The sequence below is a fragment of the Kocuria tytonicola genome, assembly GCF_003687455.1.
Taxonomy (GTDB): domain Bacteria; phylum Actinomycetota; class Actinomycetes; order Actinomycetales; family Micrococcaceae; genus Kocuria; species Kocuria tytonicola.
Genome location: NZ_PHOA01000050.1, coordinates 1 through 16,995 on the forward strand (window position 1 = coordinate 1; position 16,995 = coordinate 16,995).

13 protein-coding genes and 2 tRNA genes are annotated in these 16,995 nt (G+C 68.5%); 14 read left to right on the forward strand and 1 reads right to left on the reverse strand.

What is annotated here, in order from left to right; all coding sequences use genetic code 11:
- From dnaA to CWC38_RS07050, 11 genes are all read left to right on the forward strand, one after another.
- Window positions 1-1,213 (forward strand): chromosomal replication initiator protein DnaA (gene dnaA / locus CWC38_RS07005; protein WP_240625109.1); only part of this gene is annotated, 1,213 nt, incomplete at its 5' end.
- A 605-nt stretch (window positions 1,214-1,818) separates the two neighbouring features.
- Window positions 1,819-2,943 (forward strand): DNA polymerase III subunit beta, encoded by a 1,125-nt coding sequence (gene dnaN / locus CWC38_RS07010; RefSeq protein WP_121846094.1) that lies wholly within the window; start codon window positions 1,819-1,821, stop codon window positions 2,941-2,943.
- Between the two features lie 4 nt (window positions 2,944-2,947).
- Window positions 2,948-4,321 (forward strand): DNA replication/repair protein RecF, encoded by a 1,374-nt coding sequence (gene recF, locus CWC38_RS07015; protein WP_240625112.1) that lies wholly within the window; start codon window positions 2,948-2,950, stop codon window positions 4,319-4,321.
- Entirely contained in the window at window positions 4,318-4,914 is a 597-nt protein-coding gene (locus CWC38_RS07020) for a DciA family protein (protein WP_121846085.1), read from the forward strand. The genes recF and CWC38_RS07020 overlap by 4 nt, the downstream gene beginning before the upstream one ends.
- Before the next feature lie 258 nt (window positions 4,915-5,172).
- Window positions 5,173-7,236: a DNA topoisomerase (ATP-hydrolyzing) subunit B gene (gene gyrB / locus CWC38_RS07025; RefSeq protein WP_121846086.1), complete on the forward strand. Its 2,064-nt coding sequence runs from the start codon at window positions 5,173-5,175 to the stop codon at window positions 7,234-7,236.
- A gap of 77 nt (window positions 7,237-7,313) precedes the next feature.
- Entirely contained in the window at window positions 7,314-10,025 is a 2,712-nt protein-coding gene (gene gyrA / locus CWC38_RS07030) for a DNA gyrase subunit A (RefSeq protein ID WP_121846087.1), read from the forward strand.
- On the forward strand, window positions 10,022-10,519 hold the full coding sequence (locus CWC38_RS07035) for a DUF3566 domain-containing protein (protein ID WP_121846088.1): 498 nt from the start codon (window positions 10,022-10,024) through the stop codon (window positions 10,517-10,519). Before gyrA ends, CWC38_RS07035 begins: the two co-directional genes overlap by 4 nt.
- Before the next feature lie 104 nt (window positions 10,520-10,623).
- Window positions 10,624-10,697, forward strand: a tRNA-Ile gene (locus CWC38_RS07040).
- Between the two features lie 48 nt (window positions 10,698-10,745).
- Window positions 10,746-10,868: a hypothetical protein gene (locus CWC38_RS12575; protein WP_276309567.1), complete on the forward strand. Its 123-nt coding sequence runs from the start codon at window positions 10,746-10,748 to the stop codon at window positions 10,866-10,868.
- Window positions 10,869-10,920: 52 nt separating this feature from the next.
- Window positions 10,921-10,993: transfer RNA gene (locus tag CWC38_RS07045), tRNA-Ala, on the forward strand.
- A 171-nt stretch (window positions 10,994-11,164) separates the two neighbouring features.
- On the forward strand, window positions 11,165-12,460 hold the full coding sequence (locus CWC38_RS07050; RefSeq protein ID WP_121846089.1) for an Nramp family divalent metal transporter: 1,296 nt from the start codon (window positions 11,165-11,167) through the stop codon (window positions 12,458-12,460).
- 130 nt (window positions 12,461-12,590) lie between these two features.
- Here CWC38_RS07050 and CWC38_RS07055 read toward each other — a convergent pair whose 3' ends face one another.
- Entirely contained in the window at window positions 12,591-13,505 is a 915-nt protein-coding gene (locus tag CWC38_RS07055; RefSeq protein WP_121846090.1) for a hypothetical protein, read from the reverse strand.
- Window positions 13,506-13,663: 158 nt separating this feature from the next.
- On the opposite strand from CWC38_RS07055, the gene CWC38_RS07060 reads away from it, so the two are divergent.
- From CWC38_RS07060 to CWC38_RS07070, 3 genes are all read left to right on the forward strand, one after another.
- Window positions 13,664-14,218 carry a peptidylprolyl isomerase gene (locus CWC38_RS07060; protein WP_121846091.1) on the forward strand — a complete coding sequence of 185 codons (555 nt, stop codon included), beginning with the start codon at window positions 13,664-13,666 and terminating at the stop codon, window positions 14,216-14,218.
- A 402-nt stretch (window positions 14,219-14,620) separates the two neighbouring features.
- Window positions 14,621-15,151 (forward strand): rhomboid family intramembrane serine protease, encoded by a 531-nt coding sequence (locus CWC38_RS07065; protein WP_240625114.1) that lies wholly within the window; start codon window positions 14,621-14,623, stop codon window positions 15,149-15,151.
- Between the two features lie 460 nt (window positions 15,152-15,611).
- Window positions 15,612-16,862, forward strand: coding sequence for an MFS transporter (locus tag CWC38_RS07070; protein WP_121846093.1), 1,251 nt, complete (start codon window positions 15,612-15,614; stop codon window positions 16,860-16,862).
- Window positions 16,863-16,995 lie beyond the last annotated feature (133 nt).

Genomic DNA, 16,995 nt, shown 5'->3' on the forward strand with positions numbered 1-16,995 from the left:
GGTGCTGCACACCGACTCGGAGGGCCGAGCCCCGGGCGGCTCCGGGTCCGCCTCCGATCTCGGTGGCCTCCCCCCGCGGCGCACGCCCGCCGCGTCCCCCGTGCAGCAACCTCGCGAAGTGCTGACCACGGGAAGCGGCTCCGACACGAGCCCCGCCGACTCGGAGTGGGACAGCTCCGCACGGCTGAACCCCAAGTACGTCTTCGACTCCTTCGTGATCGGCCAGTCCAACCGTTTTGCCCACGCGGCAGCGTTCGCCGTGGCGGAGACCCCCGCCAAGGCATATAACCCGCTGTTCATCTACGGGGACTCCGGGCTCGGCAAGACCCACCTGCTGCACGCGATCGGTCACTACGCCAAACGGCTCTACCCCAAGCTGCGGGTGCGGTACGTGAACTCCGAGGAGTTCACCAACGACTTCATCAACTCCATCCGGGACGACGAGGGGTCTTCCTTCAAGGGCATCTACCGCAACGTGGACCTGCTGCTGATCGACGACATCCAGTTCCTCGCCGGCAAGGAGCACACGCAGGAGGAGTTCTTCCACACGTTCAACGCGCTGCACAACCACGAGAAGCAGATCGTGATCACCTCCGACATGCCGCCCAAGCAGCTCACCGGGTTCGCCGAGCGCATGCGGTCCCGCTTCGAGTGGGGTCTGATCACGGACGTGCAGCCGCCCGAGCTGGAGACGCGCATCGCAATCCTCCGCAAGAAGGCGATCAGCGAGGGCATGGACGCGCCGGACGACGTCATGGAGTACATCGCCTCGCACATCTCCACCAACATCCGCGAGCTGGAGGGTGCGCTGATCCGCGTCACGGCGTTCGCCTCCCTGAACAAGCAGGCCGTGGACCTGCCGCTCGCGGAGCTCGTGCTCAAGGACCTGATCACGGACGACGGCGGCCAGGAGATCACGGCGGCCTCGATCCTGGGACAGACCGCGGCGTTCTTCAACATCACCCTGGACGAGCTGAAGTCCAAGTCCCGCACCCGCACGCTGGTCACCGCGCGGCAGATCGCCATGTACCTGCTGCGCGAGCTCACGGACATGTCGCTTCCCAAGATCGGGCAGGAACTGGGAGGCCGCGACCACACCACGGTGATGCACGCGGACCGCAAGATCCGCACCCTCATGGCCGAGCGACGTCAGATCTTCGACCAGGTCACGGAGCTGACCAACCGGATCAAGCAGCAGTCGCGCGAGGGCTGACAGACCCTCCGCACGCGTCAACACCCCGCGGGGCCCCGGACACGCCGTCCGGGGCCCGTTCTTGTCATTCACCCGAACGGGCCGTCCACAGCTGCCACCGCGGGAACACGGGACTCGACCCGACTCCTCCCCAGGCGGGAGGGCGCTTGTGGATGGACTGTGCACGGGTGGAAAACACGTCATGTGGAAAAATCTGTGGACAACCGACGGCCGCCGGTGGAGAACTCCCCACAAACGGTGGGCAGGGCTGTGGAAGCCCCGGAATCACGCGGAAGATGTGCACTCCGCGCTCACAGGACAGTGTTCCGCCATCCACACCCGGTCAACACCCACGATGCCTGCAGCCGCTGGGAAGCGGGCGGTTATCCACAAGTTCCACAGGGGTTGTTAACACTTCCACCCTTAAAGAGAAGATCCACCGAACAACAAAAATCCTGCCCCGCTCGCCCTCGCCCCACGCGCTGGATCTCTGTAATTACACGAATCCGGGCAGTGCCGGGGCTGCCCGCCCTGCACAGACCACTCCCACTGTTCGGATCCCGTCCGTTCCGCCGGATACGATGCAGGAAGACACCTCCGTCCAACTCCTACAGAGGGGCACCTTCGTGAAGTTCTCGGTCGAGCGCGACGTACTGGCTGAAGCAGTCACCTGGACTGCCCGTTCGCTGTCCCCGCGGCCCCCCGTTCCCGTGCTCTCGGGTCTGCTCATCAAGGCCGAGGGCGGGTCCCTCTCCATCGCGAGCTTCGACTACGAGATCTCCGCACGCCTCACCATCAGCGCGGACGTCATGGAGGAGGGCACCACGCTCGTCTCCGGCCGACTTCTCGCTGACATCTGCCGTTCGCTGCCCTCCGCACCGGTGCAGCTGGAGGCCGAGGGCGGGAAGGTCACGCTCACGTGCCGGTCCTCCAAGTTCAACCTCGCCGCCATGCCGGTGGAGGATTACCCCCAGTTGCCAGGCCTCCCCGAGCTCTCCGGAGTGGTGGCCGGGGACGAGTTCGCCCACGCCGTGGCCCAGGTGAACATCGCGGCCTCCAAGGACGACACCCTGCCCATCCTCACCGGCATCCGGATGGAGATCGAGGGCGAGAAGATGACCCTGCTGGCCACGGACCGGTACCGCCTGGCCATGCGCGAACTCACGTGGCGCCCCACGGATCCCACCATCTCCACGGCCGCGCTCATCAAGGCCAAGACGCTGAACGACATCGCCAAGACCCTGGGATCCTCCGGGGACGTGAACATGGCCCTCGCGGAGAACACCGAACTCGTGGGATTCGAGTCCGGCGGCCGCCGCACCACGAGCCTGCTGATCGACGGTGAGTACCCCAAGATCCGCTCGCTGTTCCCGGAGAACACCCCCATCACCGCGGTGGTGCGCACCTCCGAACTGGTGGAGGCCGTGCGGCGTGTGTCCCTGGTGGCCGAGCGCAACACCCCGGTCCGCCTCGCTTTCAGCGAGGGCCAGGTAGTCCTGGACGCGGGGACAGGAGAGGACGCACAGGCCTCCGAGGTCCTGGATGCGCAGCTCAACGGGGAGGACATCACCGTGGCGTTCAACCCCACGTACCTCTCCGAGGGGCTCCACGCCTTCGACTCCGCGTACGTGCGGTTCTCCTTCACCGCGCCGCCGAAGCCCGCCGTGCTCTCGGCCCAGGCCGAGCCCGAGGGCGACGACGACGTGAACTACAAGTACCTGCTGATGCCGGTGCGCCTGCCCAACCAGTGATCGTGTGTTCGTAGACCACCTGTCGCTGCTGGACTTCCGGACCTACCACGGTCTGGACCTCCCGCTCACCCCGGGGCTCACGATCTTCGTGGGCCCCAACGGCGTGGGGAAGACGAACATCGTCGAGGCCGTGGACTGGGCGGCGACGCTCGGCTCGCACCGCGTCTCGGGCAACGGTCCGCTGATCGCCACCGGATCCGAGCGCGCCATCATTCGTGTCCGCGTGGACCGCGGGGGTCAGCGCACGGTGCTCGAGTACGAACTCAATGCCGCGCGGGCGAACCGCGTGCAGATCAACCGTGCAGCGCCGGTCCGTGCCCGTGAAGCGGTGGGGACCCTGCACACCGTGCTCTTCTCCCCGGAGGACCTCGCGCTGGTCAAGGGAGATCCGTCCCACCGCCGCCGTTTCCTGGACGAGCTCGCCACGGCCATGCGGCCGGTCCTCTCGGCGGCGCGTTCCGACTACGAACGTGCACTCAAGCAGCGCAACGCCCTGCTGAAGTCCGCGCGCCGCTCACGCGGTTTCTCGGACTCGGACAGGGCCACCCTCGCGGTGTGGAACGAGCAGCTGGCCCGCGCCGGCGCCGCCGTCATGGGAGCCCGGCTGCAGCTGCTCAAGGCCCTCGAGCCCGAGGTGGACCGCGCGTACCAGCAGCTCACCAACGGCCCGAAGCACGTCTCGCTCGGCTACGAGAGCTCCTCGGTGGCCCCGGGGGCGGAGCAGCAGGCCCTCGAGCACTTCGGCGTGGCGGACCTCTACGACCTCATGATGCAGGCCTTCGAGCGCATGGAGCGCCAGGAGCGGGAGCGCGGGCTCACACTGGTGGGCCCGCACCGCGACGACCTCGTGATCCGTCTCGGGGACACCCCCGCCAAGGGGTATGCGTCCCACGGTGAGACCTGGTCCACCGCCCTCGCCCTGCGCCTGGGTTCCTGGTACGTCCACCTCGCGGACGATCCAGGACGCGGCGCCGCACCGGTGCTGATCCTCGACGATGTCTTCGCGGAGCTCGACGCCCGGCGCCGTCGTCGGCTCGCGGAACTCGTGCGGCAGGCGGAACAGGTGCTCGTCACGGCCGCCGTGGACGAGGACCTCCCCGCCGTGCTGCTCGAGGGCAACCACACCGTGATCGACGTGGTCCCCGGCGCCGCGCACGTTCGGGAGGCGGCGTCGTCATCCGCGGCGGGGGCGGCCGCAGAGTCCGACACCGCAGATTCCGCGGCGACGGAATCTGCCGTGGTCGCTGAAGCGCCGCACGACGACCACCGGGTCACGAGTGGCCGTGCCCCGGCGGTGCCCGGACCGGGACCGGACGAGGATCGCCGGTGTGACGGGGACTCCGGCCGTGACGAGCCGCCCCCGGGGACCCGGCCGTGACGAGCCGCCCTGTCCACCGCGACGTGGTGGACGCCGCAGCCGTGGCCCTGCAACGTGCGCGCAAGGCCGCGCAGGACCGGGGGGACAAACCCCTGTCCTCGGCGGCAGCAGCCAAGAACATGCGGGCCTTCGGCACCGCCATGGAGGAGGGCACCGGTTCTCCGGCGCTGCGCCGCCCCGATCGCCTCGGCACGGATCCCCGTCAGATGGGCGGCTTCTCGGGGCCGGGGCGCTCCGCCCGCGATCCCCGCCCGCTGTCCGCCGTGGTGGACAAGCTGATGACCCACCGGGGGTGGAAGACCCCCGTGAACGTGAGCAGCGTGCTCGCGGACTGGGCTTCGCTGGTGGGCGAGCGCAATGCGGAGCACACCTGGCCGGAGCACTTCGAGGACACGGTGGTGCGGGTGCGCTGCGACTCCACGGCGTACGCCACCCAGCTACGGCTCATCCAGTCCGAGATCCTGCGGAACTTCGCGGCGAAGCTGGGGGAGGGGATCGTCACGAAGCTCGAGATCCACGGTCCTGTGGGGCCCAGCTGGAAGCGCGGCCGGTGGGCGGTGCAGGGCAGGGGCCCGCGCGACACCTACGGGTGAGCCACCCTCCCAGATCCTCCAAAACCCGCCAGAATCCCGCGAGCCGGTCCGCACCCCGAAAATGGCTCCACCCAGCGCCACGGGGTCCCGGGGCGTCTGGAGGCCGTTGAGCGCTTGATCTGCTGGAACATCCGCTAGAATGGAAACCCACAGATCTTTTCGTCCCGCCAGCCGATGAGCCGCGAGCCGTCTCATCGGCTGTACTCATGTGGGCCGGGCGATGATCGCCAGAGACGACGCAGGAGGACCGGAGACCCCGTGGCTACAGAGGATCCCCTACCGCACGAGTACGGCGCGAGCGACATCACCGTCCTGGAAGGCCTCGAGGCCGTCAGGAAACGCCCGGGAATGTACATCGGCTCCACGGGTCCCCGGGGCCTGCACCACCTGGTCTACGAGGTTGTCGACAACTCCGTGGACGAGGCGCTCGCCGGCTACTGCGACCACATCGAGGTGACCCTGCAGGCGGACGGCGGGGTCCGTGTGTCCGACAACGGGCGCGGCATCCCCGTGGACATGCACCCCACCGAGGGCAAGCCCACCGTGGAGGTCGTGATGACCATCCTGCACGCCGGTGGCAAGTTCGGCGGCGGCGGGTACGCGGTCTCCGGCGGTCTGCACGGCGTGGGCATCTCCGTGGTCAACGCGCTGTCCTCGCGCGTGGACACCGAGGTGCGCCGGCAGGGGTACGCGTGGCGCATGAGCTTCGCGAACGGCGGGCGCCCCCAGGGCGAGCTGGTGCGCGGCGAGGAGACGGAGGAGACCGGGACCACGCAGGTCTTCTACCCGGACGCCGAGATCTTCGAGACCGTGGACTTCGACTTCGAGACCCTGCGGGCCCGTTTCCAGCAGATGGCCTTCCTGAACAAGGGGTTGCGGATCACCCTCACGGACGAGCGCGCCTCGGACGAGACGGGCGAGGAGATCGCCGGAGACACCCCCGCGGACGCCTCGGGCCCGCTCGAGGGCCAGGACGGCGGCACGGTCGGGGCCGACGACGCCGCAGTGGTCTCCGGGGCGCGGCAGGTGGTCTACTGCTACGAGGACGGCCTGCTGGACTACGTCACGTTCCTGAACGCCTCCAAGAAGGCGGACCTGATCCACCAGGACGTGATCTCCCTGGAGGTGGACGACCCGGACAAGAAGATGTCCCTGGAGCTGGCCATGCAGTGGACCACGGCGTTCAACGAGTCCGTGCACACGTACGCCAACACCATCAACACGCACGAGGGCGGCACCCACGAGGAGGGCTTCCGCACCGCGCTGACCACCCTCATCAACCGCTACGCGCGGGAGAACAAGCTGCTGCGGGACAAGGACGACAACCTCACGGGCGAGGACGTCCGCGAGGGGCTCACCGCGGTGATCTCCATCAAGCTCTCCGAGCCGCAGTTCGAGGGCCAGACCAAGACCAAGCTGGGCAACTCCGAGGCCAAGACCTTCGTGCAGCGCGAGATGTTCGAGCTGTTCGGCGCGTGGCTCGAGCGCAACCCGAACCCGGCCAAGGACATCATCCGCAAGGCGATCTACGCGTCCCAGGCGCGGCTCGCGGCGCGCAAGGCCCGGGAGAACACGCGGCGCAAGGGCCTGCTGGAGTCCGGCGGGATGCCCGGCAAGCTCAAGGACTGCTCCTCCAAGGACCCCACGCTCTCGGAGATCTACATCGTGGAGGGTGACTCCGCCGGCGGCTCGGCGGTGCAGGGGCGGGACCCCGCCCACCAGGCGATCCTCCCGCTGCGCGGCAAGATCCTGAACGTGGAGCGTGCCCGCCTGGACCGGGCCCTGTCCAACGCCGAGGTGCAGTCGATGATCACGGCCTTCGGCGCCGGGATCGGGGACGACTTCGACATCGAGAAGGCCCGGTACCACAAGATCGTGCTCATGGCGGATGCGGACGTGGACGGCCAGCACATCACCACGCTGCTGCTCACCCTGCTGTTCCGGTTCATGCGTCCGCTCATCGAGCACGGCTACGTGTACCTCGCGCAGCCGCCGCTGTACCGCATCAAGTGGTCCAACGCCCCGCACGACTACGTGTTCTCGGACGCGGAGCGGGACGCCGCCCTGGCCAAGGGTCTCGCCGAGAACCGGCGGCTGCCCAAGGACAACGGCATCCAGCGCTACAAGGGCCTGGGCGAGATGGACTACACCGAGCTGTGGGACACCACCATGGACCCGGAGCACCGCACGCTGCTGCAGGTCACCATGGACGACGCCGCCGCGGCGGACCAGGTCTTCTCGGTCCTCATGGGCGAGGACGTGGAATCCCGCCGCGAGTTCATCCAGCAGAACGCCAAGGACATTCGGTTCCTCGACATCTAGGCATGTCACCCGCCGGACATTCCCTCCCCGGCATGAACAGTGGACCGTGAGAGCTCAGAAGGAACGGACAGCAACGCATGAGTGACGAGACGCAGGACGGCAACGCTCCCGTGGACCCGGAGAACACCCCCGAGGCCGTCGAGGGCGTGGTGGTGCAGGACGTGGAGACCGTCGGGGACCGCGTGGAGCAGATCGACCTGCAGACGGAGATGCAGCGGTCCTACCTGGACTACGCCATGGCCGTGATCGTGGGCCGCGCCCTGCCGGACGTGCGGGACGGTCTCAAGCCCGTGCACCGCCGCGTGCTCTACACGATGTACGACGGCGGCTACCGGCCGGACCGCTCGTTCAACAAGTGCGCGCGCGTCGTCGGCGACGTGATGGGCAACTACCATCCCCACGGCGACTCCGCGATCTACGACGCCCTGGTGCGCCTGATCCAGAACTGGACCATGCGCTACCCGCTGGCGCTGGGACAGGGCAACTTCGGCTCCCCGGGCAACGACGGCGCGGCCGCGCCCCGGTACACCGAGACCAAGATGGCGCCGCTGGCCATGGAGATGGTCCGGGACATCCACGAGGACACGGTGGACTTCCAGGACAACTACGACGGCAAGCAGCAGGAGCCCACCGTGCTGCCGGCGCGGTTCCCGAACCTGCTGGTCAACGGCTCCGCCGGCATCGCCGTGGGCATGGCCACGAACATCCCGCCGCACAACCTGCGCGAGGTCGCGGACGGCGTGCAGTGGTACCTGCAGCACCCGGGCGCGGACCGCGAGACCCTGCTGGAAGAGCTCATCAAGCGGATCAAGGGCCCGGACTTCCCGTCCGGTGCGCAGATCCTGGGCCACAAGGGCATCGAGCAGGCGTACCGCACGGGCCGCGGCTCCATCACGCAGCGCGCGGTGGTCAGCGTGGAGGAGATCCACAACCGCACGTGCCTGGTGGTCACGGAGCTGCCGTACCAGGTCAACCCGGACAACCTGGCCATCAAGATCGCGGACCTGGTCAAGGACGGCAAGGTCCAGGGCATTGCCGACATGCGGGACGAGACCTCGGGCCGCACGGGCCAGCGCCTGGTGATCGTGCTCAAGCGGGACGCCGTGCCCAAGGTGGTGCTCAACAACCTCTACAAGCACACGCAGCTGCAGGAGAACTTCTCCGCGAACATGCTCGCGCTCGTGGACGGGGTGCCCCGCACGCTGTCCCTGGACGCGTTCGTGCACCACTGGGTCGCGCACCAGATGGACGTCATCGTGCGGCGCACCCGGTTCCGCCTCAAGCAGGCGCAGGAGGAGGCGCACATCCTGCTGGGCCTGCTCAAGGCGCTGGACGCCCTGGACGAGGTCATCGCCCTGATCCGGCGCTCGCCCACGGTGGAGGAGGCGCGCTCCGGTCTCATGGAGCTGCTGGAGATCGACGAGGCCCAGGCCCAGGCGATCCTCAACATGCAGCTGCGCCGGCTGGCCGCCCTGGAGCGCCAGAAGATCCAGGACCGCCACGCCGAGCTGCAGCGGCTGATCGCCGAGTACGAGGCGATCATCGCGTCCGAGGACCGCCAGCGCGAGATCATCTCCGACGAGCTCGGGGAGATCGTGGAGCGCTACGGGGACGACCGCCGCACCGAGGTGCTCTACGGCTTCGACGGGGATGTCTCCATGGAGGACCTCATCCCGCAGCAGCAGGTGGTGGTGACCATCACCCGCGACGGCTACGTCAAGCGCACGCGCGCGGACGAGTACCGTGCGCAGCACCGCGGCGGCCGGGGCATCAAGGGCGCGCAGCTGCGCGGGGACGACGTCGTGGAGCACTTCTTCGTGACGAACACCCACAACTGGATCCTGTTCTTCACCACGCTGGGCCGGGTCTACCGGGTCAAGGCCTACGAGTTCGCGGAGGCCGGGCGGGACGCCAAGGGCCAGCACGTGGCGAACCTCATGGAGTTCCAGCCCGAGGAGCGCATTGCGAAGGTCATGGAGCTGCACTCCTACCAGGACGCGCCGTACCTGGTGCTCGCCACGCGCAACGGCCTGGTCAAGAAGTCCCGGCTCACGGACTACGACACCAACCGCTCCGCCGGCGTGATCGCCATCAACCTGCGCGAGGACGACGAGCTCGTCTCCGCCATGCTGGTGGACACGGACGATGACGTCATGCTGATCTCCCGCCACGGCCAGTCCCTGCGCTTCACCGCGGACGACGACGCCCTGCGCCCCATGGGCCGCGCGACCTCGGGTGTCACGGGCATGAAGTTCCGTTCCGGCGACGAGCTGCTGTCCGCGAACGTGGTCAGCGACGACTCGCACGTGTTCGTGGTGACCGAGGGCGGTTACGCCAAGCGCACCTCGGTCCAGGAGTACCGCGTGCAGGGCCGCGGTGGCCTGGGCATCAAGGTGGCCAAGCTCGCCGAGGTGCGCGGTGGCCTCGTGGGCGGCCTGATCGTGGGTGAGAACGACGAGGTGCTCGTGGTCATGGAGAGCGGCAAGGTGGTGCGCTCAACCGTGAGTGAGGTCCCGGCCCGCGGGCGCGACACCATGGGAGTGATCTTCGCCAAGCCCGGTGCCAACGACACCATCGTGGGCGTGGCCCGCAACGTGGAGCGCGAGATCGAGAAGGAAGTGGCGGAGGAGGACGCCGCCGCGGACGAGGCGGCGGGCGGCGTCGTCGACGGCGCAGAAGTAGCGGCCGGGGAAGGCCGCGCGCAGGACACCGGGAGCCCCGACGCTGCGTCCTCCGAGGACGGCGATGCAGTAGCGTTGGACCACAACGACAACGGAGGTAACGCATGAGCGCGAGCTCGGCCTCGAAGGCGGGTCAACCCGCCAAGACTTCTTCCCCCAGGAAGTCGCCGTCCAAGAAGTCGCCGGCGCAGGCCAGCACGAAGTCCTCCAAGGGCCTCGTGCGTCCCGCGCCCCGGGCGAAGGTGCGCCGCGCCCGCCTGGTGGTCTCCAAGGTGGACACCTGGTCCGTGCTCAAACTGGCGTTTCTGCTCTCCGTGGCCCTGGGCATCATCACGGTGGTCGCCTCCATGGTGCTGTGGATCGTCCTGAGCCTGACCGGCATGTTCGAGGGCATCAACGAGCTGCTGTCCATGCTCGGTGGCACCGCCCAGGGGGCGGACATCCGCAAGATCCTCTCGCTCGGCAACGTGGCGCTGATCTCCACGCTGATCTCCGTGGTGAACGTGATCCTGCTGTCCGTGCTGTCGGTGCTGGCAGCGATCCTCTACAACATCGCGGCGTCGCTGATCGGCGGCATCGGGGTGACCCTCACCGACGACTGAGCCAGGAGGCGGCTCCCACCGGTGCCGAATTTGGTGCGGGAGCCGGAACTCCGGTAAAGTTTTGGCGTGGCCAGCCAGAGGATGCTCTCGTTGGCGCACGCTGAGGGCGTATAGCTCAGACGGTTAGAGCGCTTCGCTGATAACGAAGAGGTCCCAGGTTCAATTCCTGGTACGCCCACCCCTCCAATTCCCACCACCGCGAGTCACCACTCGTCCGGAGGCCCCCGTGAAGTCCCGCATCGCAGCCCTGATCGCCGTGGCCGGCCTGTCCGTCGCGGCCCTCAAGTCCTGGCGCGAGGCCGAGGCCAAGCGAGAAGCCTGGAATTCGGCAGTGGACTCCGTGGATTGAGATCCACGGGTACGGCGTTCCTCCCCCGGGAGAGAACGCCGCAACTGAATACGGGGCCTTAGCTCAGTTGGTAGAGCGCTGCCTTTGCAAGGCAGATGTCAGGAGTTCGAATCTCCTAGGCTCCACACCCCGACCTCCGGGTCCCTGCGAGAGCAGGGACCCGGAGGTTTTTCCGTGCCGGTGGTGCGCCCGCGCCCCCGGTGCGTCCGGCACACTTCGTGACACGGGATCCGAGGGCGCCGGAGCATGCCAGACTTGGTGTGACGTCCCCCATACCGGAAGTGCGGAGCACCTGAATGCGCGAGAAGACTCCCCTGCAGCCGCTGGCCTCGGTCAACCCCCACGAGCCCCTGGAGCGCATCGAGCGGTGGAGGCTGATCGGGCCGGGGCTCGTGGTGGCCGCCACCGGTGTGGGCGCCGCAGACATGGTGGCTACGCTGACCGCGGGCTCGCGCTACGGCTACACGCTGCTCTGGGCCGTGGTTGCGGGGACCATCATGAAGATCGTGCTCGTGGAGGGCGCCGGGCGGTACTCGCTCGCGAGCGGGCGCACGATCTTCGAGGGCTGGCGCTCCCTGGGCCGCTGGACCTCCTGGTACTTCGGCCCGTACATCCTGATCTGGGGTTTCGTGTACGGAGCCACGGCCATGTCCTCCTCCGCGCTGCCGCTGGCCGCGCTCTTCCCGTTCCTGCCGCTGTGGGCGTGGGCCATCATCATGGGTCTGCTGGGCTTCGGGATCGCGTGGGCCGGGCGGTACGCGGTCATCGAGAAGATCACCGCCGCCATGGTGGGTCTCATGTTCCTGGTGATGGTGGGGCTTGCGATCATCACCCTGCCGGACATCCCGCGGATGCTCACCGGGCTGATCCCCGTGATCCCGCAGGGCGGAGTGGTCTACACGCTGGCGCTGGCGGGGGGCGTGGGCGGCACCATCACCCTGGCGGCCTACGGCTACTGGCTGCGCGAGAAGGGCTGGCACCAGCCCCGGTGGATGCGGGTGATGCAGCTGGACAACACCGTGGCCTACGCGGTGACCGGCATCTTCGTGCTCGCCATGCTCGTGGTGGGGGCAGAGGTGCTCTACTCCGCGGGGTACGCGATCAGCGCCGGGGACAAGGGCCTGCTGGACCTGGACACGGTGCTGCGCGAGCGCTTCGGGGACGTCATCGGCACCACGTTCCTCGTGGGCTTCTGGGCGGCCTCGTTCTCGTCGGTCGTGGGTGTGTGGTCCGGGGTGTCCCTCATGTTCGCGGACTACTGGGGCAACGTGCGGCACAAGCCCAGCGGCCACCCGGACACGGTGAACGGCGGGAAGTACTTCAAGTTCTACCTGCTGTGGCTCACGTTCCCGCCCATGCTGCTCCTGATGCTGGACAAGCCCGTCTTCCTGATCCTGCTCTACGGGGTGCTCGGGGCGCTGTTCATGCCGTTCCTCGCCGTCACGCTGCTGGGTCTGCTGAACACGTCCCGCACGCCCAGGAAGTGGCGCAACGGCATGTTCACCAACGCCGTGCTCGTGGTGTGTGCGGTGCTGTTCGTCATCCTCGGGATCTACCAGACCTACGACACGATCGCGGGCCTCTTCGCCTGACGCGGGAGCCGTGCGGCCGGTCCGCGCCGTTCTGCCGCCCCGCACGACGACGCCGCCGCGCCCCTCGCTCGGAGGGACGCGGCGGCGTCGTGGTCGGGGTCCGTCACCCGTGAGGGTGAGCGGCGTGACCTCAGTGCTTCGGGCCGTTGCCCGGGTTGTGCTTGGAGCCGTTGTCCGCGGAGCCCAGCTTGGTGTCATCCGTCTTGGAGCCCTTGATCTGCTCCTTGACCTCGTTGACGGTCTGCTTGGCGTCCTCCGCCACCGACTTCACGCTGTCCGTGGCGCGGTGGGCGGCCTGAGTGGCGGTGCCCTCCTTGTGCACGGAGGAGGCGGGGTCCTTGACGTCGTCCACCTTCACACCGGCGCCTGCGGCCACGGTGGAGTTGTTGTTGACGGGCGAGGCCGAGACGCGCGGCGACGCCGTGGCGGGGGTCTTCCAGGGGTCCTGGACGGGGCGGGAGGCGCGCCACGCGGCAACGCCTGCCACACCGCCGGCCACGAGCAGACCGAGGACCAGCAGACCCTTGTGGCCGCCCTGGGCCTTCTTCTGCTGCTTGGCGTACTCCTTGGCGGAGTTCTTCGCGGCCTTCTGGATGCGCTTCACGGTCTTCTTGTCACCGGTCAGCTTGGCCACGAGGGCGTCGAACTGGTCCGAGGTGTCCGCGTTCGCGACCTTGCCGGCCAGCGCGGCGACGGCGCCGGAGTACTTCTCCTGGGCGGCGGCACGGCCCTCGGCCGTCTTCTTCGCCGCCTTGGCGGCCAGGGGTGCGGCAGCTGCGGCGCTGGCAGCCTTGGCCTTCTCGCTGCGCTTCTTGACGTCCTCGCCGAGGCCCTGCGCCCGGCCGAGGCCGTCCTGGACGTAGGGGCCCGTGGCCTCCACGCCGCTGGCCAGCGCCGAGGCCCCCGCCTGCACACCGTGCTGCAGCTTCTCCCCGAGCTCACCGATCTCGGTGGAAAGCCACTCCCCGGCGTTGACGACCTTGGACTCGGCGGCCTTGTTGGCGGCCTCGACCTGCTTCTGGGCCTTGCTCTTGAACAGGCTCATGATGTCTCCCTCCTACGGTGGTGATCATGTACATCTCCACCCCCAGCATACGTTCTGCGTCCTGGACGGGCCCCGGGAGTTGCAGCGGTCACGGTCCTTTTCACTGTGCGCTGAACAACTTCCCACCGTCCTGACGCGCTGCGGAGCCCCGTGCCAGAATGGCAGCCATGACTTCCGCCAATGCAACGCACAAGGCCACCATCCACACCAACCACGGGGACATCGTGGTGGAGCTCTTCGGCAACCACGCGCCCAAGACCGTCAAGAACTTCGTGGGCCTCTCGGACGGGTCCCAGGAGTGGGCGGATCCTCGCACCGGTGAGAAGCAGGACGGCCCGCTGTACAAGGACGTCGTCTTCCACCGCATCATCAAGGACTTCATGATCCAGGGCGGCGACCCGCTGGGCCAGGGCATCGGCGGCCCCGGCTACAACTTCGACGACGAGATCCACCCGGAGCTCAACTTCAACGCTCCCTACATGCTGGCCATGGCCAACGCCGGCACCCGCAACGGCCGCGGCACCAACGGCTCGCAGTTCTTCATCACCACCGCACCCACCACGTGGCTGCAGGGCAAGCACACCATCTTCGGGGAGGTCGCCGATGACGCCTCCAAGAAGGTGGTGGACGAGCTCAACGACGTCCGCACCGGGGGCCAGGACCGCCCCGTGGAGGACTGCGTGATCTCCTCCATCGACGTGGAAGCGCTCTGATCCACCACCTCCCGTCCTGACGCGAAGCCCACCCGATGTCCGGGTGGGCTTCGCTCGTATTCGGGGGAGAAATCCCCGCTGACCAGACCACATGCCGGAGCAGACATGAGCAACCAGCCCCACGACCCGAGCGGCGAGTTCCCGTCCCAGGATTCTCGAGCCAGGGGCGGTCCCCACCGCGGCCCCGGCGGGGCAGGAGGTGGCGAACCGCTCCCGGCCCCGCGCTACGGCCAGTTCCTGCCGGGCGGCGGCCCGTCCGCCGACGGCCCGTCGCGTGGTGGCGGTACCGGGTTCCCCGGTTCCTGGGCGTCCGACGCCGCCGCGCACAGCCCCGCGCCCCCGCTTCCGGGCCGCGGGATGCAGGGAGTCTGCCGACGCACCGGATGGCCCGTCACGTGGACCGTGATCGGCATCTGCGTGCTGGTGTGGGCGGCCCAGTGGGTCACCCGCCTGGTCACCCCCTACGACCTGTCCACGATCCTGGGCTACGCCCCCGCCCTCACGGACACCCAGCCGTGGCGGATGCTCACGAGCGGGTTCGTGCACGCCATGCCCTCGCCCGTGCACCTGCTGCTGAACATGTACACGCTGTACCTCTTCGGCCGCATGCTCGAGCCCCTGCTCGGAGGGTGGCGGTTCGCGGTGCTGTTCCTGCTCTCCGTCCTGGGCGGCTCGGTGGGAGTGCTGCTGCTCGGTGACCCGTGGGTCCTGGTGATCGGTGCCTCCGGCGGCATCTTCGGGCTGTTCGGTGCCATGTTCGTGTTCATGCGCCACTTCCGGAACAGCGTCACGTCCATCCTGGTGCTGATCGGCATCAACCTGGTGTTCGGTTTCCTGGTGGGTGGCATTGCCTGGCAGGCCCACGTGGGAGGTCTGGTCATGGGGGCGCTCACGGGCCTGCTCATGCTTCCGGGTCTGCGCGGACACCGGTGAGGCACCCCGGCCACGAGTTGTCCACAGCAGTTCTCCACACCTGTTAACAACTTACAGAGTTGTAATTCCACAGCTGTGAACATCCCTGTGGACAGGCGGATCAGGCTCACCCAGCCCCGGGAGCACACATGTTCCGGACGATATTCACACATTTCTCCACACCTGTGGATAACTTTCCTGCACCGGGTGGGGAGAACCCACCCCCGGTGATGTCACCCACACGGGTTCCGGTCGGCGAATAAATCGGTGCAGCACGGCGTTGCCATCTTTTGTGCTCGAGGACCACCGCGTCCGCGACGGGTGGGCACCGCCCTCCCCGCCGTCCTGGTCAGTCGGCTCCCGGGCCGGTCGGTGCCGCCAGGGTTGCACCCCGCTTCCGCCCGCACGAGCGTTCCGTCCACCGTCCCGCCGCGCCACGGCAGGGGCTGTCCCCCCCCGTTCCTGGAAAGGCCGCGTCGTCATGACCCACCTGACGCCCGCCCGCCGTCGACTTGCCCTCTTCGCCCTGGCCCTGGGCGGTTTCGGGATCGGCTGCACCGAGTTCGCGTCCATGGGGCTGCTTCCCCAGATCGCCCAGAGCCTGCTGCCGGAGCTCTTCGGCGGGTCCCCCGAGACGGGCATCGCACGCGCGGGCTGGCTCGTGAGTGCGTATGCGGTGGGCGTGGTGGTGGGGGCCCCGCTGATCTCGTTCCTGGCGGCGAGGTCCTCCCGCACCGTGATGCTGCTGGTGATGGCGGCCGCGCTGATGCTGGGCAACCTTGCTTCGGCCCTCGTGCCGAGCTTCGAGACCCTCCTGGCGATGCGCTTCCTGGCCGGTCTGCCCCACGGTGCGTACTTCGGCCTCGCGTCCCTCGTGGCCGCCACGGTGATGGGACCGGGGAACCAGGCCAAGGGCGTGGCGCTCGCGCTGTCCGGTCTCACGGTGGCCAACGTGGTGGGAGTGCCGGTCATGACGGCCATCGGGCAGGCGTACGGGTGGCGCATGGCGTACGCCGCGGTGGCCGTGGTCTTCGCGCTCACGGTGCTCGGGCTGTGGCTCACGGTCCCGCACCAGCCGCCCCATCCCGCTGCCAGCCACCGCGGTGAGCTCCTCGCCTTCGCGCGGCCGCAGGTGTGGATCGTCATGGGCGTGGCCGCCGTGGGCTTCGGTGGGTTCTTCGCGATCTACACGTACCTCTCCCAGATGGGCCGCGAGCTCGCCAGGCTTCCCGCTGGTGCCATCCCGTGGCTGCTCGCCGTGGTGGGCGTGGGGATGACCATCGGCAACGTGATCGGGGGGATCAGCGCGGACCGCAGTGCGCGTCGCACCATGGCCGTGGGTTTCCCCGCCCTCGCCGCGGCTCTGCTCCTCATGGGTGCCCTGGCGGGTTCCCCCGTGGGGATCTTCGTCGCCGGTTTCGTGATGTCGCTCGTCAACTCCTACATCATGCCCAGCATCCAGAGCTGGCTCATCACGGCGGCGGGCCCGGCGGAGCTCATGGGTGCCTCCCTGAACCACGCCGCCTTCAACGTGGCCAACTCCATCGGTGCGCTCCTGGGAGGGACCGTCATCTCGGCCGGCTTCGGCTACCGCTCGCCGGCCCTCGTGGCCTGTGTCCTGGCAGTGGCGGGAGCTCTCCTCGCGCTCGCGGGGGTCCACCGGCAGAAGCTGGACCGAAGGCGCCGCCTCGCCTCCGGCCACCCGGTCACCGCATCGCAGACGGCCGTCTGAGTCCTCGCGGCCGTCCCGGGGTCGCGCCGGTGCGGCGGTGACGGACGTGTGCGTTGCAGGTCGAGGGGACGCGGGCGGTGCGGACGGTGGCGGGGTCCGGCGGCAGCATCCTCCGGAGGACGTGGGAGCGGCG